Genomic DNA, 23,991 nt, shown 5'->3' with positions numbered 1-23,991 from the left:
GTAAAAATGTGAAATGATAAATCGGATGGCATATTAAAGTTAGTATTTATTTCCAGGCTAACAATTAAATGAGTTATTTATCTGTTCCGAATGCCACAAAAGCCGATCGCATTCTGGTGGTAGACGACGCACCAGATAATGTTTTGTTGGTTCAGACAATCCTAGAAGAAGAAGGTTACGAAATTAGCACGGCGGAAAACGGCTTTTCTGCCTTGAGTCAAATTGACAAGTCAGCCCCGGATTTGGTACTGCTAGACGTGATGATGCCGGGAATGGATGGTTACGAAGTCACTAAACGAATCCGAGAAAATAAGGAATTGCCGTTTATGCCGATTTTGCTGATCACTGCTCACGACAGTGCGAGCGTAGTGCAGGGATTGGACATGGGAGCAGACGATTTCATCCGCAAACCAGTCGAAATGGATGAACTGCTGGCGAGGGTTCGATCGCTCCTGCGACTAAAACACAGCGTAGACGAGCGCAATTCGATCGCCCTCCAGCGCGAAGATTTTGTCTCCCGACTCGCTCACGACTTGCGGACGCCCCTCGTAGCAGCCGATCGAATGCTAACTTTAATGCAGCAGGGAGCTTTGGGAGAAATTTCCCTTCCCATGCGCGACGCTTTCGGGACGATGGTTCGCAGCAACAAAAACCTGATCGCGCTCGTAAATATGCTGCTGGAAGTCTACCGCTACGAAGCAGGCGCCAAATCCCTAAGTTTCGCTGCAGTGGACTTGCGCCAGCTTATTACTGAGGTAGCTGAAGAACTAGCTCCCCTAGCGGATGCTAAAGGTTTGTCGGTAAATTTAGACTTGACAGAAAGTGCAGAAAGTGCACCGATTGCGAAGTATCCGGGCGATCGTCTGGAACTCCACCGCTTGCTGACAAATCTCATCGGAAATGCGATTAAATTCACCGACAACGGCTCAATAGATGTCAGCTTAAAAGCTGCCAATTCACCTGCTTATACGAGCTTCAAAAACCAACCGCTGGCATGGGTAATAATAGAAATAAAAGACACTGGTGCCGGTATTTCTCCCACCGAAAAAGCAAAGTTATTTGAAAGGTTTGGTTCGGGAACTCACAAGAGATCCGCTACAGGTTTGGGACTACACCTCTGTCGGCAAATTGTCGAAGCTCACCGCGGGACGATCGAGGTAAAATCAGATTTGGGCAAAGGCAGTTTGTTTACTATTCGCTTGCCTTGTTAGAGCGGTATAAATAACTCTAACTTTCGGGTGCTAAATGCCCACATTAGTACAGAAAAACTCTCATTGTAGGGTGCAAAGTGCGTACCTAATAGAATTAGGGTGAATTTACGCGATGTCATATAATTACTTGGCAACCGAATTTATGGCAATATGTCTAACTGTCCAGTGTGCGGTGCTGAATACATAGAAGAAAAAGCAGAGTTTTGCTCGATTTGCGGCTGGGATTTGACTCCCTACCCGGAACGTGCTAAGCCTTCCAAAACTTATTTAAAAAAAGAACAAGTTAGATTGCAGTGGGCCAAACAAATGTGGGAATTGGCTCGCAATCAACAAAATTGGTCAGCTAAATTTGATGAGTTGCAGAGCGAATTTCAGGAAGGTGCGATCGCCCGCACGTACATTCAATCTCAGTTAGAATGGGTTCTGTACCGCCTCGAACAACTCAACCCCGAATTGATTGTCAGCACTCTACTGCGACTAGAAGACAAAATCGGCGCCATACCTGACAAAACTCCCGCTATCTCGGAAGTGGGGATGGACTACCGCCAACTGACAAAGCTATTAGAAACCGGAAAATGGCGCAAAGCTGATGAACACACTTGGGAAATCTTGCTGCAAATCGCTGTCAGGCAAGACGAAGGCTGGCTGAGTGCAGCCGATATTGACAGTTTTCCTCTTACAGACCTTCGCACGATCGACCAACTTTGGCAACAATACAGCAGCGGGCGGTTTGGGTTAAGCGTGCAGCAGCAGATTTGGGAAAGTACCGAGGCAAATTATACTGAATTTTGCGATCGAGTCGGCTGGCGAGTCAAGGAAAATTGGAAATATTACAGCGAGCTCTCCTTCAACGAAGATGCTCCCCCCGGACATCTCCCCGTCACCGCATGGAGACAGCGCGCCTGTTACGGTGCTGGTAAACTCACGGCAGCAGAAAACTTTGCCCGCATCGCTGCGAAATTGGTAGCGTGCGATCGCTAATCATCGAAAATAAAAAATTCAAAATCGACATTAACTGCTATAATCAAAACGGTTTAGCAACTGGGGCTGTGGCTCAGATGGATAGAGCAAGCGCCTCCTGAAGCATCGGGCACCCTGCGAGGAAACTCTGGGAGTGAATGTGGTCAAATTTGGTGAAACCTAAAGAGTTCGTGGATTCCTATAACTCTAAGGCAATACCAAGCCAAGCCTGAGTTCAGGGCGATTAAACAATCGCCTATATTGAAATCAGGAAGGTTTAGAGACTAGACGGTCACCACCTAAAAGCTGCAAGCATATGGTGAAGGTATAGTCCAGAGAGTGGGGAAACTCACACAAATCTGAAGCGCTAGGTCGCCGGTTCGAACCCGGCCAGTCCCGTTAAAAATCAAGAAAAATTAACAGCAGGAGGGGTAAGCCTAAGTTTTGCCCCTCTTTTTTGCATATCCGCTAACGAATTCGCCCACAGACGAATACTTGCTTGAAGATGAGGACTTACGCAGAACATCTATAGAATCCATCTGAAATCTAAAATCTAAAATCTAAAATCACCTGTTTAAGCCCCACCACAAGCGTAGAGTCAATCTAAAATCTAAAATCTAAAATCTAAAATCTAAAATCTATGATCCCCCGACCCTTTTTTTAATTTTAATTTTTAATTCCTGTTAGTGGGCTATACGTGCGGTATTTTTTGTTATGGTTCCTTTGTGAGTTACATAAAATTTTTATAGGTTTAGATGTGGTTAAGAATCAACTCAAACACGCAGCGTTACAAGCGTTTGAACACTTCACGCAGTTTTTGGTTCCTAGTAGGGCTTTTGACGGCGTGCTGGTTTGGCTATCAGCAGGTTAAGAGCGAATTTCAGAGACCCCAAGCTTTGTTAGTTCTAGGTGGGGCTACGGAGCGAGAGGTGTTTGCCGCCAAATTTGCTCGGGCTCATCCTGAATTGCCGATTTGGGTGTCGTCTGGGAGCAATCCGGAGTTCGCGGAATGGGTATTTTCAGAAGCGGGAATTGAGTCCGATCGCCTGCACTTAGACTACAGAGCGGTGGACACGGTAACAAATTTTACCACCCTGGTAGATGAATTGAAAGCTCAAGGGATTGAGAGCGTGTATCTGATCACTTCTGACGATCATATGCGGCGAGCTCAGATTATCGGCGAAATCGTACTCGGCAGTCGAGGCATTACCTTTAAGCCTGTGGCAGTTCCGTCTGGGCGAACCCCCGAACCGGTGGAAAAAGCTATTCGCGACGGCGCTAGGGCTATTCTTTGGCTGACAACCGGTTATACGGGTGCTAACTTCAGCCAAGCCAGAATTGAATAAACAAAGGAAAGCATTGAGCAAGTTTTAAATTTTTTCCCATTCCCTCTGGTTTTAAAACTTGTCTTCTATAGCGATTTAAGACATCGGGAAGACGCTGATAACAAATGGGTAAAAGGAGAGAAGAGAAAAGAAGGAGTAGTTTAAAATTAGTAGATGAACTTCAAAAGCTAAAGTTAATGACCGACCAAATTCTGCCACAAGTTCTAGAGCAAATTTTGAGTGACAGCAAAACGCCGAATGCTGTTTTTTCGGCTTTGGTGCCGGCTTTAGGGGAGGTGTTAAATTGCGATCGGGTCTTTCTCTACCTCCGCAATCCTGAAACGCAAATGGGCAGAGTACCTTACTGCTGGCGTCACAACTCGAACATTCCAGAGGTTTGGGACGCAGAATGGAAAAAAGAACCGGAATCTTTAGGGGAAGAAGACCCTTTGTTTGCAGCAGCTTTGCGAACTGAACCTTCGATTTTTGTTGAGGATGTTGAAACAGCAAATCCTGAAGTTGTCAACAAAAATTTTGAGGCAAAAGAGTTCGGACATCGAGCTTTGATTCACGCTCACCTTTGTGCTGACGGCTTATTGTGGGGGGTTTTGCAGCCTTGTATGTTCGATCGCCCCAGAGTTTGGACTGACTTCGATCGCCAAGTTATCGCAGCAGTTACAGAAAAAATTTCGCCTTTAGCTGTCGCTTATGTCACCGCCTCAGCATCAAAAGATTAGCGATAAAAATCAATAATTTACCTGTAGGGAGCGCGTGGGCAATGAATGAATGTCCAGTTCAGACTAAAACCGCGTCTAGAATCGCGGTTTTAGTCGAATCTCAATACCCTTCCCGGGGGACGAAACACCGTTTCCGGTTCCCCCCTTTTTTAGTTAGGGGGGATCGATGCGCTAATTTTCACCGAAAAGTCTGGTACTAAATTTGAGCGGACTGTTCTCACCAATGGTGAGGTGTGCATCGCCCTAGGGATAGACTCGGTGCACAATTCTTGTTTAAAAAACGCCCCAATTTTGAATGCCCCGACTGCTGAAAATCCCTTGAGCCCGACTAATATCATCCTCAGCGCCATCTACTACCACCAAATAATCGCCTGCCCGCAGGCGATCGGTGTAAATTCTAGCTGTTTCTTCGGGAATTCCCAAGTCAGTCAAGGCCTTCACCACTCCACCGAAAGCCACTGCCGAGACGCCAGTGCTTGCTACGCTAGCCACCAGTGAGGCGCCCAAAGTGCCCGCTGCAATCATCGGCCCGATTCCGGGAATAGCTAAACTTCCGAGACCCACTAGCACGGTGGCTAAAGCACTATTTGTCAGAGTGTCTGCTACCACTCCTGCTCCTGTGTCTAGATTTTTATCGCCCACCTGAGCGATCGTTTCAGTCTCGCCTATAGACTCGCCTGCATCCCTAGCAACAACCGAAACTTTATCCATTGGAAACCCGGAAGATTTCAATTCTGTCAGAGCTTGCTCCGCATCTTCGCGGTTAGAAAACAATCCCAACGCGCGGGTTTGATTGCTTGTTACCATATCTTTCTTCTTATCTCCTGTCCAATTAAACTCAAATTCAAGCCTAATTATTGCGCTTGTTTTCAATCACTTATATTGATATTTTTCGATGTTTATCTTCAGCATTCATCTATCTGTAGATATAACCTGAAAAACAGCAACAAAAGTTATAAAATCAGCGACCCAAATCGTGCATGGCATTAATCTCGATCGCACATCTTTGAGTCAGCGCTTGCAACTCCTCGCGATCCGAGGAACCGGGCGCTTCAATTAGCTTGCCAATTCGCACCGTCAGCGGCACCGGACGCGGAATTCCCGAACCTTTCGACGAAATCGCGTGAGTTCCCCACAAACTAACAGGTAACAGCGGCGCTTTTGCCTTAGCAGCTATCAGCGCAGCACCTAATTTCGGTTCAGTAATTCTGCCATCTGGCGTGCGAGTTCCCTGCAAAAATACACCCGTCGCCCAGCCATTTTCCAAAGATTGGATAGCCGATCGAATGGCACTGCGATCGGCACTTTCCCGCTTGACTGGGTAAGCACCGTAAAGCGTAATTGCCTGCTTCAAAATAGGAACTTTAAATAACTCTTCCTTTGCCATAAATGCCACAGGCCGCCTCATGCAATTCGACAAAATCGGCGGGTCAAAATCGCTGGCGTGATTGCTGACTACTACCACAGGCCCTTCTGTCGGAACATTTTCTGCACCGTAGATGCGGCCTCGAAAGTAAAGGTGCAGCATCGGGCTGACAATTGACCATTTGAATAAATAGTAGAGAAGTAAACTTTCGACGGGTTCGCGACTTTTGCTCACAGAAAAACCTTAAGTTTTAAATTACATCGAATATTAGCCTATCAGTTCAGCAATGACAAATGAATAGTATTTTGAGGTTTGTAGGGTTGCCTGCGCTTGGAAACCGCGTCTACACACACAAAACCCACCTACGTGGGTTAAAGAAGAAGTCCGCCGGCGCGGACGCAAGGTTGTGTAGCGCCAGACTTCAGTCTGGTGGACTATTTCACTGAAGGTCGGAGGTTTGCAAAGGCTCAATTTCTGGCCAGCATAGCTTTTTGTCCTTCCGAAGAAGTCGCATAGCCCAAGAAATCCTTAACTGCTTGGCTAGGAGGATTTTTGTAGGCGTAGTACAACTGCCGCTTGTAAGGATAATTACCCGCATCCGGCGTCGCACAGTTGACTGGAACAACGCGCACCGTTCTCTGATTGACTACTTGAGCGAATGTGGCATAATCAATGCCGTTCTTGCCTAAGACTTGCAGCAGGGGAGTTGTCGCATCTCGTTGATCGAGGGTAACATTTGGCGCCGTGGCAAACTCGCTACCTCCGAGCACTTGTTCTTTAAACTTTTGGTGAGTGCAGCTAACTGCAGGTCTGTTAATTACTTTAATCTGGGTCGCCGTGCCGCCGACTTTCGACGAGTCTTGAGTATTTTCCTTGAAGATTATCTTGAACTTGAGCGGAGGAACTTATACCCTTACGGTGTCAGAAACCAATACGACAAAATCTGCTTATGGGGGTCAGTTGCACCTCTATGACTTGCATATCGCCAAGATGTTTGAGGTGACATATTCGGACTGTCAGGAGATACCCAAAGCTGGCGATAGAACTTGGTATTACCGCGCCGGAAATGGTAAAATTGACATGGGGCAATTCAGAATAAACTGTCAGTTGGCTAGCGATATTGCTAATACTTATGGTTTAGGGAAACCAGAGCGTACTGCGAGTAGAAATCCTTTTTCTTAGCAATATAGTGGTTGAAATTCACGACAAACTCGTAGAATTTTTTGAAAATGGAGCGCGTTTAGTTTGGGTGATTTATCCTAAAAAACAGTATGTGTTGGTGTATCGATCGTCCCAAGATCCCGATCGCCTGCTCAAGTCTGCTGATTCCCTAGATGGCGAAGAAATCGTCTCAGGCTTTACTCTTCCGGTTGCGGAGTTATTTCAAAAACTGGCTTTTTAATGAAAGTGCGATCGGACTCTGGAAAATTGCGAGTATTATTGATAATTTAACATAGGCAGTTAGTAAGACCGAATCCAAAAATTGCGGGTAATCAGATATTAATATAAAGATAACTTCGAGGAGGCGATAAGCATGACAAACATATCTAACGAAAAAACAGCTATCATCCGTACAGAAAGAGGACTGACGCTCGCAGGTACGCGCATCACTATCTACGACATTATGGACTATGTGACGGCTCAATATCCGCCTAAGTTTATCAGGGGATTGTTTGACCTTACAGAGGAACAAATTAATGCGGCTTTAGCTTATATTGAGGCAAATCGCGCTGATGTTTAAGCTGAGTATCAAATGGTTCTTAAGGAAGCTGAGGAACTGCGGTTGTACTACGAAGAAAAAAATCGCGATCTGATTGCTAGAATTGCCGCCCAACCACCAAAACCCGGAACGGAAGCTGCATGGGAAAAGCTTCGAGCGGCTAAGGCGAAGTTTAAGTCTAAGCTAGAGTTTTTCATACTAAAGTATGATAGAGTTAATGTATCATAAAATCATTAAATACTATGATGGATATAGTGTTTTAAAAGTGATACCCATGTTAAAAGAATTAAACACCATTACTCTGGCAACTTTTCTGGTATTAGGAACAGCTAAACTGGGTTCTACTGCACCTCTCCCAAGTCCTAATAATCAAGGGGATTATATAGGAAGAACTTATCATACTTATTGGGAAGTAGTAGACTCAGACCCAAAGGGGTTAAATTGTCGCATGAATTCTTCTTTTGAAGAATTTATGCGTGTTGACAACCGCACTCCATTTGATGTTTTTAATTGGTCTGTAGTTGGTGTTTTAAAACAGGGACAGCGTTTTGAAAGCTTTCCTGGTAATGCTGGTGTTACTTTCCGTGATACCAGGGGTTTACCTTGGCTTTTTGTAGGAAAAACCTACACTGCTGGTGCGGCGCAAGGTTGTTTTATTCGCGCTAATAGTCAATTTGTCAAACCAATACAGATGTCACCAACCCGCGTACAACCTCAAGCGAGTCAACCGCTTACAAGTTCCACAGCGCTGCCGATGAAGCTTGGTTTTGACGAAGGATTTGGATCGATTGTAGTACCAGAAAGGGATACCACAGCATCGGCTTATGGAGGACGCTTAAGGCGATATGATGTTCACATTTCTAAAATGTTTGAAGTCACTCACTTTATGTGTCAGGAGGGGACTTTAACACCCGGTATTACATGGAATTACGCGGCTGGAGGTGGCAGGATTAATATGGGAAGTTTTGAAATAACCTGCCGACTTGCTAATCAAATAGCTAGTGCCTATGGTTTAGGTAAGTCGGAACCTACGAATATTACTTTTTCGGCTGGTGAAATTGGTCGCCCTGATGTCAGAAGTTTCAACATTCCCATCCTAGATATTACAGGTGATAAAGTACCACGCTGGATAAGTTTTGTGCAGGGATTTGAGCCAGTGAGGAGGTAGGGCGATCGCAGACAATAGGCTCTACTGTCACTTAGAGCAATGTACCTTAATAAAATAGTTGATAGGAGTTTATGAATATAGATGAAAACGAACTGAAACAACTTTATGCAGAAGGCAGAAGAGATTTTCATGGTTGTGACTTAAGCGATGCTGATTTGACAGAAATCGATCTGAGCTTTGCTAATCTAAGTGGTGCAAATTTGAGCAATGCCAACTTAAACTATAGCAATCTAAGCTATACTAATTTAATCAGCGCTCAATTAAGACGGGCATCTCTTATAGAGGCTAATCTGAAATGGTCAGATATTATTTATGCAGACTTGAAAGATACAAATCTTGAAGGAGCAGACCTAGATTGGGCTAATCTTAGAGGCGCTAACCTTACCAATGCTTACCTAAAAAAAGTAAAAAATATCGAAAGGGCTGATATAACCAATGCTATAGGATTATAAAAACCCGAACAAATCATTCGGAAAATTGAAGAAAAGAATATATATCAGCTAAATCTATTTTTTCCCGAAGACAGAGTTATATCCGATTACAGAAAACAAAAAAATGAACCAAAGTCTCAAGAGAGTTTTAATAAAAAACCTCCAGCAGCTTTATGGCCAAATATTTCAATACATACTAAAACACAGGGAATTCTGGCACAGATAGGACAAAAATTAGGCCATAAAGTATGGATTGCTGGAAACGATCACTCAAAGGACTATATATTCGGAGAGCATAGATTGCGGGACAATACTTGCGAGGACTCTAGGCTCGGTAAACTTAAAGAGTTAACAATGGAAGAATTCCCTGTTGGTGGATTAGACAAAAAGGTTGAAAAGATTAGTAAATTAATTGATGTAATATGGCTAGATACTCAGTTTAAAATAGTAGCATTATTTGAAATTGAATGCACTACTGCTATCCACTCTGGGCTATTGCGTATGGGTGATTTTGTGGCTAATGTCAAATTAAACCCCCTAACATTTATCGACCCCAATTTTCCCATTTATATCGTAATTCCTAAAAAACGAAAGATGCATTTACAAACCCAATTATCTCGACCCATATTTCAATATCTTGAATTGCACAAAAGTTGTAAAGGTATTTATATAGAAGATATAGAGAGAGGTTGGGAAACTATTATCAAGCAAGAAATAGACCCAAATATTATTGATAGTATAGCCTATAGATTTTAGTAAGTCCTGACTTAGTAGAGTGCATCACCTGCGATAATCTATTTGATAATCATCTCAATTGGACGCACCCACATCTAAGCCTTGTGATTAAAATATTTTTATTTATCGTTATCATTGATTAATTTTTTATCAAACTCAATACCACCATCTGCGGCTTAAGCGGAATTGGTAAAAGCAATCTCGCCCTCAAACTCATCGAACAAACTCAAAGCGAATTTGATTATATTATTTGGTTAAGTCTCGCTGATACACCCACACTTTCAACCCTCCAAACCGAACTCAAGCAATTTTTTGGGCGATCGCCACAAGCGCCATTACCCACTGTCATCGATTATTTTCGATCTTCTCGCTGTTTAGTAATCCTTGATGACGTACAAAATATTTTTAAAAGCAGTCAATTAGCCGGTCAATATTTAGCCGGCTATGAAGATTATGGCAAATTTTTCAAACAAATTGCCACATCCTCTCATCAAAGTTGTTTAATCCTCCTCAGTTGGGAAAAACCCAGAGAAATTACTGCTTTAGAAGCAGTAAACCTCTCGACGCAAACCTTAAACCTCAAAGGGTTAGGAGAACAAGCTGCCGAAATTCTCAGAGAAAAAGAATTAGGAGATGAGGAAAAATGGTCAGACTTGATCGACCTTTATCAAGGACATCCTTCCTGGCTAAATATCATCGCTGCTACAATTTTGGAATTATTTAACGGTAGCGTTTCGCTATTTTTAGCAGATGGAACAGCAGATTTATTTTTAGGTGAGTTAGAACCCCTTTTAGAATCTCATCTAGAGCGTTTATCAGACTCATAAAAAAAGGCGTTATACTGGTTAGCCAGTCAAAATGAAGCTGTAGATATTTCACGACAACCTGCTGATAGTGAATTATCCCAATCAGAATTTTGGCAAACCATACAATCCTTAGCCCGACGCGGCTTAGTGGAAAAAATGTTAGTAGGAGCGCGATCGATGTTTTTTCTCAATCCCGTATTCAAAGCATACATTCAGTGCAAGTTAAATATTGTATAAGCTATGGGTAATTTAACCCGATCGCAACGCAATTAAACCAAAGAATTACTCTTTTCTATTCTACATCGATCGCATAAAAGCATTCACCGCATCATATTGGTCGGCCATCCGCGAATAAAACTCGATCGATCGCAAATCCAACTCCGGCAACAGTTCACTCTTACTCACCAACTCATATCCCGTTGGACGCAAGCAATAAACCGAAATTACCCCATCCTCCCAAAACCAAACCTCCTGCACACCCACCCGACGATAGATTTCCAGCGCATCAATTCCACCACTCGTCACTGTTATTTCGATCGCCAAATCTGGAACTGACTTGCGCGTACCCAAACAATAAGACTCATCTGGTTCCTTCCGTGCACCCAACTCCTTCATGCCGATGGTTGTACTACCACGCGCATAAAAACGAATGTCTTTCGTCCGCATATACATTTCTAAAAGCTGATCTAAAGTGTTTCTAGACTCTTCATGTTCCTCAGAAAAAGGAGCCATAATTTCTAAACACCCATCCAAATAAGTTAAACGCGCCCCAGTCTCAGCCAAATCTGCATCCAACTTTTCCAGACTCTCCCATGTCACGTTTGACAGGAAAGCCACACCTGTACCCAATCCTGCTTTAGAAATTGCGACAACCATTTGACTTACCTTTTACAATCGCTTTTCTATAATATACGACTTCCAAAACTTGGCGTCTATCCTAATATTCTATTCTTTAGTCCGCGGAGGTGGACTTCGTTTGTGTAGACGCAGTTTCAACCGCCGAGTCATCGCAAAATTATTTTTTTTTAAACGGAACTTACCCCCTGCGGGGGTAGTTCTGGAGGCTGTATTCTTTGTCCCGTCTCGGTTTTAGCAACTTGACTGCCGACAAACCGTAGTCATGTATTTAAGATTTTCTTAATATTTAGGGCGAGAGTATTGTTCTATGATGAATTTAAGCAGAAACCCCGCCACATAAGGGTTGTCAGAGATTGTAGTCATGTAAAAGACTTGGAGGCTCCGGGCAAGTCTCACCTCGCAATGGTTTCAGACGGAACTTACCCCACACACGGGGTAAGTTCCGTTTAAACAAAAAGAGCTCCTAGAAATAGGGGCGTTTTTTGATTATCTCAAGTTAAAAATTAACCATTGATAGAAGGAGCAACCATTGCTACTGGGGTGGTTTCACCAGCAGCAAATCAAGCGGGAAGTTGTGAGCATTGCGCTCGTGCATCACTTTCCTACCCCAGTTAGCGCGGTTAATCACATCGGCCCAAGTATTGATCGCACGACCTTGAGAGTCGATAATAGATTGGTTGAAATTGAAGTTGCTAGACCGATCGAGATGACAACTGAATTATGCCCGCACCAACTCCAACCGATATCGGTACAAAGCCACAGGATGCCCCCCAGCAGCAAAATAATCCGGGTCTTGCGGCGACAAATAAATCGCTGTCACCTGATCCGCCTCAATTCTTTTACTCGCAGAATCGCCATTTTCTCCGCCTCCAACAACTCTATAAGCCGTTGTTGTTTCCACCTCGTTTAAATAAATATCAGACTCTCCCCGAAACACCTGCTGAGAAATCTCTGTAGACACAAATTCGCGAGGATTCGGCGTTTCAGTGCCGCGACTGGTAACAATCGAAATTAATTGGCGTTCCCCTTTCAAAACAGTAATTTGGCGGTTGGGATTGGTCGGATCGACTTTCACCGAAAGTACGCCATCATCGCCTAAATAAGCCTTGGCAATGTTCAAACCGTTAAAAGTGCGATCGGCTACAATCTTTGTAGCTTTTTTAGATGTATTTTTATAAATAAAACCAATATTTTTGTCCGGTTGAAATCGCACTTTAAATAATAGTGGCTGCTGCAAATACTGGCGGTTGCTTTCAAACCCTGGTGTGACAATATTTGGCGCTAAAGGAGCGGCTAAGTCTACCAAAGTGCTAGCAACATTCCAATTCCCCCCCATCCAGTCGGGATATACCAAATCTCCCTTAGCTACAGCGATAGGAGGCTTGCTTTCCCAATTCGGAAAACTTGATATGCGATCGCCCAAAACCCCCGCCCTCGCACCGCCACCCCACAGCAACACCAGCAAAACCAAACAAAAACTCCAAATTACTTTCATACCACATTACATTCAAACAACTCACCTTAGATTTCTCTTTCTCTTTCTCTTTCTCTTTTCTCTGTGTGCTCTGCGCTCTCTGCGGTTCATTAATTCAAAAATTAGACAACAAATCAGTTAAACATCATATTTTATACCCTTTTCAGCAACAGGCTTTCCGGCCTGTTGCACCAAAATAAATTTTATGATTGTGGGGAGTAGGGTTAGGCAGGAACTCCCGCCCCCCAGATGCAATTTAAAGGTGAGAAAGCCTCTGTTTTAAAGCGCCTCAACAGGTGCAGGTTCCCAAACCTCACCGTATTTTTCCTTCAATTCCTGCCAGTTCTCCACCTGTCCCGGTTCGTATTCCCCCGGTTTCCCCCACTGCAAAAACGCGCTCAAAGCAGCCTCATTTTGTTCGTCCAGAAAACGGATCGCATAAGTAGTAAAATTGCCTCTTTTCGCCTCGCCAGTTTCAAACTTCACCTGTTTAATTTTGTCCATATTCAGATGAAACTCAAATATTTCGGCGTGCATATTGGCATACTTACCCTTCGGCAACTCCGCATAAAACAGCTTGCGAATTGAACCGCGCACTTCCAGCACAGCCGCGCTGCTAGTCACGATTAAACGCAGCGTTCCCAATTGTTCGCAAGCTTCCAAGAATTCTTTCAGAGTCGCAGTCATATCAATTTTGGATTGTGGGTTGTGGATTTGGGATTAAATGGATAAGAAGAAAATGGTAGCTGGGAATTAGGAAAAGGAATTAGATAAAAAAGGATAATTCTTCCTTCTCCCTTCTCTCGTAGATAACTAAAGCTTTCCTTCTCTCGTAGATAACTAAAGCCTTCCTTATTCCTTCTTCCTTCATGTTTCGTGCAGTTCGTAAGCAGCGACAATCCGCTGCACTAGAGGATGTCGCACCACATCCGCCTGAGAAAATTCGCAGAAAGCAATGCCCTCAACGTTGCGTAGAATGTTTTGGGCGACTGACAATCCCGACTGTTGGTTTGGCGGCAAATCTGTTTGAGTGATATCGCCCGTTACTACCATTCTCGATCGAAAGCCCAGACGAGTCAACACCATTTTCATCTGAGCCGGCGTCGTATTTTGAGCTTCGTCCAAAATTACGAAAGCATTGCTGAGAGTGCGCCCCCGCATATAAGCTAAAGGAGCTACTTCGATCAAGCCTCTTTCCATTAAATCGGCCATTTTTTCAGGGTCGATCATTTCTTGCAGGGCGTCGTAAAGCGGGCGCAAATATGGATCGACTTTTTGCTGCAAATCTCCCGGCAAAAACCCTAATTTTTCGCCAGCTTCCACGGCTGGCCTGGTTAAAATCAGCCGTTCGTACTGCTTGCTTAACAGCGCTTGCACGGCGAAAATAGCTGCTAGAAATGTTTTGCCAGTACCAGCGGGGCCAATGCAAAATGTCAGGTCATGGGTGCGTACTGCTTGGACGTATTGCCGCTGCTTGAAGGTTTTGGCTCTAATTTCTTCGCCGCGGCGGGTTCTGGCGAGAACGTCTCGCTGCAAGTCTTGTAAATCGCCTTGGCGGTTGGTATCCAAAGCTTGGCGCGCTGTCTGGATTTCAACTCCGGTAATATTTTTGCCGGATTTCCAATAGTCGGAGAGCGATCGCACTAATTTATGACACAATTCTACTTGACTTTTTGTGCCGGAAATCAGCAGTTCTTGCCCTCGCATTACCAGGGTAGCACCGGTTTGCTTAGAGATCATTTTCAGGTTTTCTTCTTGATTACCGGCCAGCGACATTGCGCTTTGAATACTCGGTAACTCTATTGTTAGTTTTTCATTCATGCCAACATAAGCTCCTCCAAATAAGCAATTAAAAGTTCACAACTAAACGTTAAATCAGTCACTATTTGCGAACAAAAAGACGCCCGTTACTAGGCTTTACCTAGTATCTAAGGCGTCTTTTAGATTTAGCTCCCAAATGAGTTTGGTGCTTGAGGCACAAATCAAATCTCCCTTCTATTAAGTCAGGCAATTTTAGATTTTAGATTTGAAATTTTAGATTTTAGATTCACCTGATGCCGCTGACATTTGAAATTTAAAATTTCACATTTGTTTCCGATCGCAAAATCGGCAATTTCAAACCAAACGGGGCTTGTAATACAAAGTCTACAACAGGCAATCTAAAATCTAAAATTCTTTCTTGGCTCTGCAGTTAGTTAATAACCGGGAGTATTTCTGCTTGTTCTAAACGTAGGTGTGTTAGTACGGCGAGGTTGTTCTCTCGGAGTTCTGCTAGCTAAGGGACTCGGCGACGGAGGAGGCGTCCGGGGTCGGAAGTCGCCTCGCGGCTCCCGCGAGCCACGATCGGGGCGGTCGCGATCGGGGCGGTCGCGATCGGGGCGGTCGCGATCGCCCCTGGGCGGACCCGATCCACGATCGCCCGCTTCACCATCGTATATATCTAAGTAGAGGGACTGACCCGCCGTCTGCGCCACTGCTTCGAGCGTAGTTCTAATTGCCTGAATATTGCGTCCGCCCCTACCGTAAACCCGGCCTTTGTCGGGATCTTCAAAAGCAAGCCTAACCCAGACGCGCGATTGGCGCGGGTGCAGTTCGCAATCAACCCGCAAAGAACCTGGGGTCTCTAAAAAAGGCCCAATTAAAAACTTAACCAGTCCAGCATAGTTGGGACTAGCTGGCTGTTGCTGTGCTGGATTCAACGTTGGCTCCGGCTCCGACTTGTTCAAATACATGGGCTTTTCTCAGGATGTCACGCACGGTGTCAGTTGGCTGAGCGCCTTCTTGCAGGCGCTTGACAATCGCTGGAACATCCAGCCTGGTTTCGTTATTTCTGGGGTTGTAATAGCCGAGCTCTTCTAGGGGACGGCCGTCGCGGCGAGTAGAACTGTTCATCGCTACAATCCGGTAGCTTGTCTCGCGTTTTTTCCCGTATCTCTTCAATCGCAGTTTGATCATCTTCTTGCACAATAGTCTTGTTCCAATTCTAAGCTATTTTGTCAGTGCTCCTTCCCCGAACCCCAACTCAACCCGTATTTCTTAACCTCCGACCAAAATATCGCTACGATTTGCTGCCCCCAAGGCAGGTCTGGCGCCGTCAATGTGCGGTGTAATTGCTAGTGGCAAAATCGATGCTGTTCCCCATTGCTGCACCAATTTTTGCAAAAATATATCTTGCTGCGCTCTCAAAGAGTCCCAATCGGTGCCGCGATTAATAATTGCAAACCAAACTAAACCCCGATCGCGCGTGGGTATGGCTCCAGCCAAAGCAATCACCGTGTCCAAAGTACCAGTTTTCACCACAGCCGACGGCGGAATGTGTCGGTATTCCAAAGTTCCTTTATCGCGCCCGGACACCGGAAACAAGTCAGCAATCGTCAGCCCAGTAGTCTGAAGGTTGCGCGCGATCGCCTGCATCATCCCACAAGCCGCCCTCGGAGACATCTGATTTTCCACTCCCAATCCCGAACCGTTAACTAATTGAAGTTCCTCCTCCGGCACCCCCGCAGCCCAAGTCGCTTGCTGCTGCACTATTTTTGCCCCGCCCAAATCGTCTGCCAGCATCTGAGCTATTTCATTATCGCTGTGGACGTTCATCTGCTTGAGAATTTCGGCTAAAGGAAGCGATCGGCGTTTCAGCAGCAAATGCCCCGAACTCACAAATTTCTCAGCAATGACGCTGCCGGCAACCGTTACTTGCGGCTTTCTAGTTCCCGGAGCCATCTTAGAATACATTGCCACCACATCCTTTGGCCAACTGCTCCCGTCGAGGGCTTGCCGCAGTATGTCCCCCGCCACCAAAGGATCGGACTGGTAATTCATGCGGAAATTGCCTGTCACCACCAAATTCCCCGCCACACGCTCGATCCCCATTTGATTGAGAGCATTGCCAACGGCGATCGCCTCCTCCCACACAAACAGCGGATCGCCCCCGCCGCTGACCACCAAATCTCCCTGCAATACACCATTGCTAATCGGCCCCGTTGCTCGGAACCGCGTTTCAAACTGATAATCCGGGCCCCAAGTCTCCAGGGACGCCAGAGAAGTAGCAATCTTAGTCAGCGAAGCCCCAGGCATCAGGGTCTTGCCCTGCTGACTTACCAGCGGCACCATTCCCGCTTGCACCCAAATTCCCTGATTCCCATCAATCAGGTTCTTGTCTTTCAAATCTTTTAAATATTCCCGCACCGTCGCTTCTGCTGGCAAGTCTGGATTTGCCGCATCTATTCCCCCAAAAGCCAAATCTTCGGCCACCACTAACCCGGGTATCCCTCCCCGCCAAGCCAGCACTGACGCAGCATTAGGCCCGACACTGCGTACCCCAGCCATGTCCAGCCACAGAGACACGATCCCTGAGCTAAATAAATCCAGCATCTTTTACTCCTAAAGTCATGTAAACTATTGCATTGATTTTTTCAATTTGCAGTCAAAAATAGTAAAGTAGTGACAAAACAAGTTCTATCAGAGTAGTCGGAAATGAGAATTGTCCGATCGCCGTTGCGAGCGGAGGTTAGTTCTTTATTCAGACTTCTGGATTCACGCTCCTGACTTCCTGGTAGAATTTTTAGTGTTTCTCAAACATTGGTCAATGGGATCGACACGCGCAAGAATTGCAATAGACGCTATGGGCGGGGATCATGCCCCCGCCGAAGTTGTAGCTGGAGCGCTTAAGGCACAAGAAGAATTAGGCGTAGAGATTTTGCTCGTGGGCGACCCGCAGCAAATAGAAGACTCGCTCCGGCAACAAGACGCGATCGGCCGCGTCTCTACAGGTCAGCTAGAAATCGTTCCTTCTGAAGGAGCGGTGGAAATGCACGAAGAACCTTTGAGTGCCCTCAAACGCAAGCCCAACGCTTCGATTAACGTAGCGATGAACTTGGTAAAGCAGCAGCAAGCTGATGCTGTGGTGTCCGCCGGTCACTCCGGCGCGGCAATGGCTGCTGCCCTGCTCAGGTTGGGCCGGCTCCCCGGAATCGATCGCCCTGCGATCGGTGCGGTTTTACCGACAATGGTACCGGGCAGCTCTGTACTCATTCTCGATGTCGGCGCTAACGTGGACTGCCGCCCCAAATTTTTGGAGCAGTTTGCTCTTATGGGAACTATTTACAGCCAGTGCGTGCTGGGCGTCGCCGAACCTAAAATCGGCTTGCTCAACATTGGCGAAGAACCTTCTAAAGGCAACGACGCGGCAGTGCGGACTCACCAGTTATTGGTGGACAACCCGAACATTCCTTTTGTGGGCAATGCCGAAGGCCGCGACGTGCTGTCGGGGAAATTCGACGTGATTGTCTGCGACGGATTTGTCGGCAACGTGTTGTTGAAGTTTGCCGAAGCGGTGGGCGAAGTCGTCGTGCAAGTGCTGAAGGAAGAATTAGTCAAAGGACTCCAACATCAAATTAACGATCCTCTGCTGCAAAAAAGCTTGCAAGGATTTAAGCAGCGGGTAGACCACGTTGAACACGGCGGCGGTTTGCTATTGGGCGTTGCTGGAGTTTGCATTATCAGCCACGGTTCGTCTCAAGCTGGCTCTATTTTTAATGCCATTCGTTTGGCGAAGGAGGCTATTGACAACCAAGTGCTGGAGCGAATTCGATCGTCCAATCACCAAAGCGCTATGGAACAAGAAGCTGTGAATTAGAGGCAGTAAGTAGGAATTAAAAATTAAAAATGTAAAATTAAAAAAGTCAGCTTAAACCCACTGTTTTGCTTAAAAAGTAATTTCAGCAGTTTAAAAAATAATTTTAATTGGTAGTTTTTAATTTTTAATTTCTCGATCGATCGCTCATAAATGGAGAGGAATGTTGCAGCAATCAGGGTTCGGCATTGCCGTCACAGGTAGCGGTTCTTGTACACCGCAGGTTTCGCTGGATAATAACGGTTTGAGTCAGATAGTAGAAACTTCTGACGAGTGGATTGGGGCGCGGACGGGCATTCGCTCCCGCAGGCTGGCAGACGATCGTACTTCTTTGTGCGATTTAGCCTCGGAGGCATCGCTTCAGGCGATCGCAATGGCAGAAATTTCGCCGACAGATATTGATTTGATTATTTTGGCGACTTCGAGTCCTGACGATTTGTTTGGCACTGCCAGTAAAATTCAATATCAGTTGGGCGCCACAAAAGCTGTGGCTTTTGATTTAACAGCAGCTTGTTCGGGCTTTGTTTTTGGTTTAGTTACAGCCTCGCAGTTCATTCGGACAGGGGTTTATCAAAATGTTTTGCTGATCGGAGCAGATATTTTATCTCGGTGGGTGAATTGGTCGGATCGGGGTACTTGTATTCTCTTTGGAGACGGTGCAGGTGCGGTGGTATTACAAGCTTCAGAAGTCGATCGCTTTTTGGGATTTGAAATTCGCAGCGACGGCACACAAAATTCGTCTCTAAATTTGGCTTACAAAGCCGAGTCAAAAGAATTAATTGAGGGCGTCAGCGTCGGAGTTGGCGGATTTAATCCCATCACAATGAATGGTCAAGAAATTTATCGCTTTGCCGTAAAAAAAGTGCCGGAAGTCATAGAAAAAGCTATGTTTCGGGCTAATATTAACGCTGCAGAAATTGACTGGCTGCTGTTGCACCAAGCCAATCAGCGGATTCTCGATGCAGTTGCCCAAAGGCTAAAGATTCCCCCCGAAAAAGTAATCAGCAATTTGGCGAATTACGGCAATACCTCAGCGGCTTCAATTCCCCTTGCCTTAGACGAAGCCGTGCGTCTGGGTAAAGTTAAACCGGGCGATACTATTGCTGCGGCTGGTTTCGGTGCAGGTTTGACTTGGGGGGCGGCGATTTTTCAATGGGGAAGGTAATATTTGGCGGCCGGCTGTAAACTTGCCCTGCTTATTGTCGGGGCTGTGACACTTGCAAAATACAAATCCTTGAACACGCCATACATAGGGCAAGGTGTGCAGCCGCACACCCCCGGGACAGGAGTTCTTGACAAGCACGCCCTGAAATAGAAAATCCTCTATTGTTTGATCGACTTTCCCCGGCTAGAAGGTGGAAAATTTTGTTACTGCTATTAATTTAATTAAAGTAGCAAAAAAAATATAAACTTCGTAAAAAATGCAATTATTATGTTATAATTGTGAGTCGCGAGTAGATAGTTCGTTAACCGAAAGATAGCGGATACCAGCGAGCGAACTTAGAAGCGGGAAAGAAAGAATTTTTGCAATCACCAATTAGCAACCACCAATTAGCAGATTACCGGAAAAATGACTAAAACAGCATGGGTATTTCCCGGGCAAGGTTCCCAGGCGATCGGGATGGGTGCAGACTTATTAAACTTGCCAACAGCCAAAGCCAAATTTGAGCTCGCTAAAGAAATTTTAGGTTGGTCTGTCTCGGAAGTTTGCCAACAAGAAGAAGCAAAACTATCTCGGACTCTCTACACTCAGCCTTGCTTGTTCGTAGTAGAAAGTATTTTGACCGACTTAATGCGAGAAAAAAGCGATCGACCAGCGGTAGTTGCCGGTCACAGTTTAGGAGAATACGTCGCCCTCTACGCAGCAGGCGTCTTTGACTTTGAAACCGGCTTGCGCTTAGTCAAACGCCGCGCCGAACTCATGGACACTGCCTCCGGCGGTCAAATGGTGGCTTTGATCGGGTTCGACAGGCAGGAACTAGAACTGCAAATTCAATACAGCCGAGACGTAGTGCTGGCAAACGACAACAGCGAAGCACAAGTCGTGATTTCTGGAACGCCCGCAGCAGTAGAAGATTTGCTTGCCAAAATCAAAGTCAAACGCGCCGTTAAATTGAATGTTTCTGGTGCGTTTCACTCTCCCCTGATGGCCGGGGTGGCGGCAGAGTTTCAACTAGCGTTAAAGTCTGCAAGGTTTTCCGATGCTAAAATGCTGGTGCTCTCGAACGCAGAACCTTCAGCCACTACCAGCGCAGCCACTTTAAAGCAGCGGTTGACTCAGCAGATGACCAAAGGCGTCCGGTGGCGAGAAATTTCGCTGCAACTGCCACAACAAGGAATCGATCGCGTAGTGGAAATTGGCCCCGGCAAAGTTCTCACAGGTTTGATCAAACGGACTTGTCCGGATTTAGCGCTGGTAAATGTTAGCAGTTTTGCAGATTTGCCCGCTTAATCTATTTTTAACCTGTGATGAAATCCCAGGTCGTAAAATTGAGAGTTAACAGGCCTGAAGATTGCCGAAAAACAAATAGCACAACAGGCAAATCCGAATATTGCCTGTTGTGCAAATTGGGGATAGACGATCCAGACAGTTAGAAAATATTAATCCAAAATAGAGAAATCGATCGACCTGACGGGGCGATCGACAAATCCTGATGTAATACCATTTTTGTAAAGATGTGATAGACTTGTGTTAAAAGTAAAGGCGAGAATTACAATGTCTGGTCGTCCTCATATAAAGATTACCGAATCTGTAGAAAATTTACGAGAAATCCTCAAACAGCAAAAAAAAATCCTAGCTTATAACAAAGTTCAAATGCTTTATTTATTTCAGTCAAAACAAGTAGAAACTGTTCGCGAAGTATCCACAGTTTTAGGTAAAAGTGAGGCAACCATTCATCGCTGGCTCTCCCAATATAGAAAGGGCGGTCTGGAAAATTTGTTAAAAAATCGGCAGGTTTTCGGTCGCCCAAAAAAGTTCTCAGTTGAAATAGCAGCTTCATTGCAACAAGAGTTGAGAGACCCTGAAGGATTTCAGAGTTATAAAGAAGTTCATCTTTGGCCCTGGTTGATTAAAGGAATAGCCAGTAGTTACCCGGCTGTATATTCTTTGGTTAGAGGTGAATTGAAAAGTAAATTAAAAATTCCAAGACCTCGCAGTATTTCTCAGAAATCTACGGCGATTAAGGAATTGAAAAATAATTTGCATCAACAGATAAAAGCTTTACTACACAAAGCTTTACCTCAAGTAAGCAAATATAAAAAAGTCACTTATTGGTGAGCGTGATGAAACGCGGATAGGGCTGCATACAATTCGTCGGCGCAAGCTGACGCTTTCAGGTGTAAAGCCCCTTAAGAAGCATCAATGGAAATTTGAGTGTTTTTGGCTGTATGGGGCAGTCTCGAGCGCTACGGGAAAAAGTTTTTTTTGGGAGTTTTCGCATTTAGACAAAGTTTGTTTTGAAGCATATTTACAACTTTTGTCAAGACAATATCCTCATGAATTACACATCATTCAAGTAGATAACGCACCCGCTCATAATTTAAGCTCATCTGAATTACCAGACAATATAATTTTACTATTTCAGCCTCCGGCTTGTCCAGAAGTAAATCCCACAGAAAGAGTGTGGGAATATCTCAAAGATTTTTTAGCGAAAGTCGGTGTTTAGTAATCTTGACGAGCTCCGCACAAAAGTCCAGGAAATTTTGGCATCTTTCACCGCTCGCGTCATTGGTTTTCTCACCGGATGGTCTTGGATTTTACATTCTTTATCTCTATCACATCTTTTAAAAAATGGTATCAGACAACCGTTGGGTAACGATGGCCCAACTGATACCGTGGTCGGAATTTGAATCAGAATATGCTCAAAATTTTGCCTCATCTATGGGAGAACCAGCTAAATCGTTTCGGATGGCATCATCGAGCATTAATCATCAAAGAGAAATTAGGGGCGAGCGATCGCGAAACCGTCGAACAAATACGGGAAAACCCATACCTACAATACTTTATTTGTCTCTCATCTTACAGCAATGAAATCCCGTTTGATGCCTCTCTCTTGGTTCATTTTAGACAAAGAATAAGCGTCAATCTGGTTAATAAAGTGAATCAAAAAATGGTGAAAAAGATCCGCTGGGCCACCACCCCTCAATCTGAATGAAACAAAAAAGAACCAGAAGAACCTAGTGACAGTGTACTCCGAGGAAAATTACTGTTAGATGCGACCTGTGCCAGCGCCGATATTACCTATCCCACAGACATAAGCATTCTCGATCGAGCAAGAATGCAAAAAGAAAAGATTGTAGATATCCTCTACAATTCGATTAAAAACCTCTGTCAGAAAAAACCTCGAACCTACCGCAACAAAGCACGTAAAGACTACCTATCCATTGCCAAGCAGCGCAGACCGTCACAGAGCAAAAAAAAACGGCGATTAAAAAACAACTGCAATACCTTAAAAGAAATCTCTCTCACATTGAAAGATTAATTGAGCTAGGAGCTACTTTAAACAACTTGAGTAAGCGGCCTGGGGGGGTGACAACCAGCCCCAAAGCCATATTTTGTAAGGATTGAGCCTATTTGTGGTAAAAAAAGATAGGCAGCAGCATAGTTACACGCTTGCCTATCCAAAAAAATAATGATACTAACATTCTACCAGACTCATTTACAAAAATACCTGACGCCATCTCAGTTTCTGATGATGACAACCTTGGTATCCTTGATGCAATCAGAAAAACAAGTGAGATTAGAACGGCTCTCGCGAGTATTTCCCTGTCTAATTACAGCCGAAAGTCGGCGGCGGAAATTACAAAGATTTTTAGATTTACCTCAGTTAACGATCGAATTAATTTGGTTTCCATTAATTACTTATTGGTTGATTACTTATTGCCCTGTTGGTCAAAGCTTGTCAATCGCAATAGATCGCAGTCAATGGGGGTCTATTAATCTGTTTATGGTCAGCTTAATCTGGGAGCGAAGAGCAATTCCATTATACTGGTCATTATTGCCAAAATTGGGAAGCAGCAACTTCGACGAACAAACTACAAATTTACAGCCGATTTTACCATTGTTTTCCCAATATAAAGTAATAGTTTTAGGAGACCGTGAATTTTGTTCGGTAGACTTGGGAAACTGGCTGAAAGAAAAGGGTGTGTCTTTTTGTTTGAGACTGAAGAGGAATCATTGTATCGAAACAGAACATTTAGTTTGGCGACGGCTAGATGAATTAGGGATTGTGCCAGGAACCTCTTTGTATTTTCAAGGTAAAAGAGTGAGGAAAAGTCAGCCCGCTACTGGATTTGATGTTGCTTGTAAGTGGAAAAGAAACTATGGGGCATGGAAGGTTGAGGAAGCGTGGTTTATTCTCACAGATTTACAGCGACTTGTCGGCAGCGATCGATGCTTACAAGCAACGGATGGGCATTGAAGAAATGTTCCGAGACTGTAAAACAGGAGGCTACGATCTTGAAGGAACTAGCCTCAAAGGAAACCGACTTATACCAATTTCCTAAAGTAGTGCTACAGTTAGTAGGTGTCTGTGTTGTAAATTAGTACCCAAACATAAGAAAGAA

General features: G+C 44.8%; 26 protein-coding genes and 4 pseudogenes. 19 read left to right on the top strand and 11 right to left on the bottom strand.

The genetic code is table 11. The features are described from left to right. Positions 1 to 68 precede the first annotated feature (68 nt). From QUB25_RS23390 to QUB25_RS23375, 4 genes are all read left to right on the top strand, one after another. Positions 69 to 1,211: a hybrid sensor histidine kinase/response regulator gene (locus tag QUB25_RS23390; protein WP_333064131.1), complete on the top strand. Its 1,143-nt coding sequence runs from the start codon at positions 69 to 71 to the stop codon at positions 1,209 to 1,211. 150 nt (positions 1,212 to 1,361) lie between these two features. Then, a complete protein-coding gene (locus QUB25_RS23385) occupies positions 1,362 to 2,192 on the top strand; it encodes a GUN4 domain-containing protein (RefSeq protein WP_333186627.1) in 831 nt (276 codons plus the stop codon). A 734-nt stretch (positions 2,193 to 2,926) separates the two neighbouring features. Further along, positions 2,927 to 3,517, top strand: a complete 591-nt coding sequence (locus tag QUB25_RS23380; protein ID WP_333186624.1) for a YdcF family protein — start codon at positions 2,927 to 2,929, stop codon at positions 3,515 to 3,517. A 176-nt stretch (positions 3,518 to 3,693) separates the two neighbouring features. Next, on the top strand, positions 3,694 to 4,233 hold the full coding sequence (locus QUB25_RS23375) for a GAF domain-containing protein (protein ID WP_333186622.1): 540 nt from the start codon (positions 3,694 to 3,696) through the stop codon (positions 4,231 to 4,233). 273 nt (positions 4,234 to 4,506) lie between these two features. Here QUB25_RS23375 and QUB25_RS23370 read toward each other — a convergent pair whose 3' ends face one another. From QUB25_RS23370 to QUB25_RS23360, 3 genes are all read right to left on the bottom strand, one after another. After that, complete coding sequence (locus QUB25_RS23370; RefSeq protein ID WP_333186619.1) at positions 4,507 to 5,040, bottom strand: hypothetical protein; 534 nt, start codon at positions 5,038 to 5,040, stop codon at positions 4,507 to 4,509. Positions 5,041 to 5,194: 154 nt separating this feature from the next. Then, a complete protein-coding gene (locus QUB25_RS23365) occupies positions 5,195 to 5,833 on the bottom strand; it encodes a lysophospholipid acyltransferase family protein (protein WP_333064137.1) in 639 nt (212 codons plus the stop codon). 233 nt (positions 5,834 to 6,066) lie between these two features. Continuing rightward, a complete protein-coding gene (locus QUB25_RS23360; RefSeq protein WP_333186659.1) occupies positions 6,067 to 6,426 on the bottom strand; it encodes a substrate-binding domain-containing protein in 360 nt (119 codons plus the stop codon). A gap of 46 nt (positions 6,427 to 6,472) precedes the next feature. Here QUB25_RS23360 and QUB25_RS23355 point away from each other — a divergent pair, with 46 nt between their 5' ends. From QUB25_RS23355 to QUB25_RS23315, 9 genes and pseudogenes are all read left to right on the top strand, one after another. Then, positions 6,473 to 6,781 carry a hypothetical protein gene (locus QUB25_RS23355; protein ID WP_333186616.1) on the top strand — a complete coding sequence of 103 codons (309 nt, stop codon included), beginning with the start codon at positions 6,473 to 6,475 and terminating at the stop codon, positions 6,779 to 6,781. Positions 6,782 to 6,788: 7 nt separating this feature from the next. After that, positions 6,789 to 7,001: a Uma2 family endonuclease gene (locus QUB25_RS23350; RefSeq protein ID WP_333186614.1), complete on the top strand. Its 213-nt coding sequence runs from the start codon at positions 6,789 to 6,791 to the stop codon at positions 6,999 to 7,001. Between the two features lie 132 nt (positions 7,002 to 7,133). Beyond that, positions 7,134 to 7,340, top strand: a complete 207-nt coding sequence (locus QUB25_RS23345; RefSeq protein WP_333186611.1) for a DUF433 domain-containing protein — start codon at positions 7,134 to 7,136, stop codon at positions 7,338 to 7,340. A gap of 12 nt (positions 7,341 to 7,352) precedes the next feature. Continuing rightward, on the top strand, positions 7,353 to 7,547 hold the full coding sequence (locus tag QUB25_RS23340; protein WP_333186609.1) for a hypothetical protein: 195 nt from the start codon (positions 7,353 to 7,355) through the stop codon (positions 7,545 to 7,547). Continuing rightward, a complete protein-coding gene (locus QUB25_RS23335) occupies positions 7,525 to 8,487 on the top strand; it encodes a hypothetical protein (protein WP_333186606.1) in 963 nt (320 codons plus the stop codon). The genes QUB25_RS23340 and QUB25_RS23335 overlap by 23 nt, the downstream gene beginning before the upstream one ends. Positions 8,488 to 8,558: 71 nt before the next feature. Continuing rightward, positions 8,559 to 8,939 (top strand): pentapeptide repeat-containing protein, encoded by a 381-nt coding sequence (locus QUB25_RS23330; RefSeq protein ID WP_333186603.1) that lies wholly within the window; start codon positions 8,559 to 8,561, stop codon positions 8,937 to 8,939. Between the two features lie 333 nt (positions 8,940 to 9,272). Further along, positions 9,273 to 9,674, top strand: a complete 402-nt coding sequence (locus QUB25_RS23325; RefSeq protein WP_333186600.1) for a hypothetical protein — start codon at positions 9,273 to 9,275, stop codon at positions 9,672 to 9,674. A gap of 128 nt (positions 9,675 to 9,802) precedes the next feature. Beyond that, positions 9,803 to 10,054 (top strand): annotated as a pseudogene (locus QUB25_RS23320) (NB-ARC domain-containing protein); the annotation flags it as partial. Between the two features lie 252 nt (positions 10,055 to 10,306). After that, positions 10,307 to 10,480, top strand: a complete 174-nt coding sequence (locus tag QUB25_RS23315) for a hypothetical protein (RefSeq protein WP_333186597.1) — start codon at positions 10,307 to 10,309, stop codon at positions 10,478 to 10,480. Positions 10,481 to 10,756: 276 nt separating this feature from the next. Here QUB25_RS23315 and QUB25_RS23310 read toward each other — a convergent pair whose 3' ends face one another. From QUB25_RS23310 to QUB25_RS23275, 8 genes and pseudogenes are all read right to left on the bottom strand, one after another. Next, positions 10,757 to 11,335 (bottom strand): Uma2 family endonuclease, encoded by a 579-nt coding sequence (locus QUB25_RS23310; protein WP_333186595.1) that lies wholly within the window; start codon positions 11,333 to 11,335, stop codon positions 10,757 to 10,759. Positions 11,336 to 11,820: 485 nt separating this feature from the next. Continuing rightward, positions 11,821 to 12,011 (bottom strand): annotated as a pseudogene (locus tag QUB25_RS23305) (photosystem II q(b) protein); the annotation flags it as partial. 24 nt (positions 12,012 to 12,035) lie between these two features. Further along, the gene (locus tag QUB25_RS23300) at positions 12,036 to 12,812 is read right to left on the bottom strand and encodes a DUF6816 family protein (protein WP_333186593.1); all 777 of its coding nucleotides are present in this window, start codon (positions 12,810 to 12,812) and stop codon (positions 12,036 to 12,038) included. 258 nt (positions 12,813 to 13,070) lie between these two features. Further along, a complete protein-coding gene (locus QUB25_RS23295; protein ID WP_333186591.1) occupies positions 13,071 to 13,478 on the bottom strand; it encodes a ChuX/HutX family heme-like substrate-binding protein in 408 nt (135 codons plus the stop codon). Between the two features lie 180 nt (positions 13,479 to 13,658). Continuing rightward, positions 13,659 to 14,612 carry a PhoH family protein gene (locus tag QUB25_RS23290; RefSeq protein ID WP_333039441.1) on the bottom strand — a complete coding sequence of 318 codons (954 nt, stop codon included), beginning with the start codon at positions 14,610 to 14,612 and terminating at the stop codon, positions 13,659 to 13,661. Positions 14,613 to 14,986: 374 nt separating this feature from the next. Continuing rightward, entirely contained in the window at positions 14,987 to 15,523 is a 537-nt protein-coding gene (locus QUB25_RS23285) for a KH domain-containing protein (RefSeq protein ID WP_333186589.1), read from the bottom strand. Further along, complete coding sequence (gene rpsP, locus QUB25_RS23280) at positions 15,462 to 15,746, bottom strand: 30S ribosomal protein S16 (protein ID WP_015175207.1); 285 nt, start codon at positions 15,744 to 15,746, stop codon at positions 15,462 to 15,464. The genes QUB25_RS23285 and rpsP overlap by 62 nt, the downstream gene beginning before the upstream one ends. A gap of 81 nt (positions 15,747 to 15,827) precedes the next feature. Next, positions 15,828 to 17,162: a D-alanyl-D-alanine carboxypeptidase gene (locus QUB25_RS23275; protein WP_333186586.1), complete on the bottom strand. Its 1,335-nt coding sequence runs from the start codon at positions 17,160 to 17,162 to the stop codon at positions 15,828 to 15,830. Between the two features lie 214 nt (positions 17,163 to 17,376). On the opposite strand from QUB25_RS23275, the gene plsX reads away from it, so the two are divergent. The 6 genes and pseudogenes from plsX to QUB25_RS23245 all read left to right on the top strand — a co-directional run bounded on the left by plsX (position 17,377) and on the right by QUB25_RS23245 (position 23,846). Further along, positions 17,377 to 18,426 (top strand): phosphate acyltransferase PlsX, encoded by a 1,050-nt coding sequence (plsX, locus tag QUB25_RS23270; RefSeq protein ID WP_333064876.1) that lies wholly within the window; start codon positions 17,377 to 17,379, stop codon positions 18,424 to 18,426. Between the two features lie 160 nt (positions 18,427 to 18,586). After that, on the top strand, positions 18,587 to 19,588 hold the full coding sequence (locus QUB25_RS23265; protein WP_006633727.1) for a beta-ketoacyl-ACP synthase III: 1,002 nt from the start codon (positions 18,587 to 18,589) through the stop codon (positions 19,586 to 19,588). A 405-nt stretch (positions 19,589 to 19,993) separates the two neighbouring features. Then, positions 19,994 to 20,875: an ACP S-malonyltransferase gene (fabD, locus tag QUB25_RS23260; protein WP_333064874.1), complete on the top strand. Its 882-nt coding sequence runs from the start codon at positions 19,994 to 19,996 to the stop codon at positions 20,873 to 20,875. Positions 20,876 to 21,139: 264 nt separating this feature from the next. After that, positions 21,140 to 22,209, top strand: a pseudogene (locus QUB25_RS23255) (IS630 family transposase); the annotation flags it as partial. A gap of 4 nt (positions 22,210 to 22,213) precedes the next feature. After that, positions 22,214 to 22,945, top strand: a pseudogene (locus QUB25_RS23250) (transposase); the annotation flags it as partial. A gap of 112 nt (positions 22,946 to 23,057) precedes the next feature. Next, on the top strand, positions 23,058 to 23,846 hold the full coding sequence (locus QUB25_RS23245; protein ID WP_333186581.1) for an IS4 family transposase: 789 nt from the start codon (positions 23,058 to 23,060) through the stop codon (positions 23,844 to 23,846). Positions 23,847 to 23,991: the final 145 nt, after the last annotated feature.

Source organism: Microcoleus sp. B3-D7 (assembly GCF_036705305.1).
Classification (GTDB): Bacteria; Cyanobacteriota; Cyanobacteriia; order Cyanobacteriales; family Microcoleaceae; genus Microcoleus.
This window is presented reverse-complemented; position numbering and strand designations above follow the sequence as displayed.

Excerpts from the sequence above, each read along its gene's own strand:
- QUB25_RS23325 (WP_333186600.1), top strand. The coding sequence starts at position 9,273 with ATGGAAGAATTCCCTGTTGGTGGATTAGACAAAAAGGTTGAAAAGATT.
- QUB25_RS23310 (WP_333186595.1), bottom strand. The coding sequence starts at position 11,335 with ATGGTTGTCGCAATTTCTAAAGCAGGATTGGGTACAGGTGTGGCTTTC.
- QUB25_RS23265 (WP_006633727.1), top strand. The coding sequence starts at position 18,587 with ATGTTGCAGCAATCAGGGTTCGGCATTGCCGTCACAGGTAGCGGTTCT.
- rpsP (WP_015175207.1), bottom strand. The coding sequence starts at position 15,746 with ATGATCAAACTGCGATTGAAGAGATACGGGAAAAAACGCGAGACAAGC.
- QUB25_RS23335 (WP_333186606.1), top strand. The coding sequence starts at position 7,525 with ATGATAGAGTTAATGTATCATAAAATCATTAAATACTATGATGGATAT.
- QUB25_RS23345 (WP_333186611.1), top strand. The coding sequence starts at position 7,134 with ATGACAAACATATCTAACGAAAAAACAGCTATCATCCGTACAGAAAGA.
- QUB25_RS23285 (WP_333186589.1), bottom strand. The coding sequence starts at position 15,523 with ATGTATTTGAACAAGTCGGAGCCGGAGCCAACGTTGAATCCAGCACAG.
- QUB25_RS23330 (WP_333186603.1), top strand. The coding sequence starts at position 8,559 with ATGAATATAGATGAAAACGAACTGAAACAACTTTATGCAGAAGGCAGA.
- QUB25_RS23275 (WP_333186586.1), bottom strand. The coding sequence starts at position 17,162 with ATGCTGGATTTATTTAGCTCAGGGATCGTGTCTCTGTGGCTGGACATG.
- plsX (WP_333064876.1), top strand. The coding sequence starts at position 17,377 with ATGGGATCGACACGCGCAAGAATTGCAATAGACGCTATGGGCGGGGAT.
- QUB25_RS23375 (WP_333186622.1), top strand. The coding sequence starts at position 3,694 with ATGACCGACCAAATTCTGCCACAAGTTCTAGAGCAAATTTTGAGTGAC.
- QUB25_RS23245 (WP_333186581.1), top strand. The coding sequence starts at position 23,058 with ATGATACTAACATTCTACCAGACTCATTTACAAAAATACCTGACGCCA.
- QUB25_RS23290 (WP_333039441.1), bottom strand. The coding sequence starts at position 14,612 with ATGAATGAAAAACTAACAATAGAGTTACCGAGTATTCAAAGCGCAATG.
- QUB25_RS23385 (WP_333186627.1), top strand. The coding sequence starts at position 1,362 with ATGTCTAACTGTCCAGTGTGCGGTGCTGAATACATAGAAGAAAAAGCA.
- fabD (WP_333064874.1), top strand. The coding sequence starts at position 19,994 with ATGACTAAAACAGCATGGGTATTTCCCGGGCAAGGTTCCCAGGCGATC.
- QUB25_RS23380 (WP_333186624.1), top strand. The coding sequence starts at position 2,927 with ATGTGGTTAAGAATCAACTCAAACACGCAGCGTTACAAGCGTTTGAAC.
- QUB25_RS23390 (WP_333064131.1), top strand. The coding sequence starts at position 69 with ATGAGTTATTTATCTGTTCCGAATGCCACAAAAGCCGATCGCATTCTG.
- QUB25_RS23300 (WP_333186593.1), bottom strand. The coding sequence starts at position 12,812 with ATGAAAGTAATTTGGAGTTTTTGTTTGGTTTTGCTGGTGTTGCTGTGG.
- QUB25_RS23295 (WP_333186591.1), bottom strand. The coding sequence starts at position 13,478 with ATGACTGCGACTCTGAAAGAATTCTTGGAAGCTTGCGAACAATTGGGA.
- QUB25_RS23370 (WP_333186619.1), bottom strand. The coding sequence starts at position 5,040 with ATGGTAACAAGCAATCAAACCCGCGCGTTGGGATTGTTTTCTAACCGC.
- QUB25_RS23340 (WP_333186609.1), top strand. The coding sequence starts at position 7,353 with ATGGTTCTTAAGGAAGCTGAGGAACTGCGGTTGTACTACGAAGAAAAA.